Below are 359 nucleotides of genomic sequence, written 5' to 3'. Positions count from 1 at the left end.
TTCTAGTGGTGCGGCGCGGACTTCGTCAGGAACTCGACGTTCTGCCGGGCCCGGACCGCCTCCAGGTCGTGGCGGGCGCGGGCGGCGTCGCGTTCCTCCGGAAGCACTCCGGCCAGCGGTGCAGCCGGGCGGAACTGCTCGAGCCGGAAGACCTGGCCGCCGTTCGAGCGGAGGGCGGCGAGGTAGAGCACGGCGGCGCCGAGGATGAGGGCGAGGATGGTCAGCGCGGGGATCATGTGCTCATCCTGCGGGCGACTGGACTTATTGCAAATATCCAGTTTTGTGTATCTGGACCCTTCGGCTCGCTGGGGTGTCGTCGCGGCACGGCGGCGAGGTGGTTCCCCGGCGCCGCCACCAGC

General features: G+C 69.6%; 1 protein-coding gene. It reads right to left on the bottom strand.

Annotated features, from left to right (window positions below):
- Positions 1 to 2: 2 nt before the first annotated feature.
- The gene (locus tag AC1DYG_RS20935) at positions 3 to 236 is read right to left on the bottom strand and encodes a hypothetical protein (RefSeq protein ID WP_477641742.1); all 234 of its coding nucleotides are present in this window, start codon (positions 234 to 236) and stop codon (positions 3 to 5) included.
- Between the last annotated feature and the right edge of the window lie 123 nt (positions 237 to 359).

The sequence above is a fragment of the Pedococcus sp. P1_H8 genome, assembly GCF_056405175.1.
This window is presented reverse-complemented; position numbering and strand designations above follow the sequence as displayed.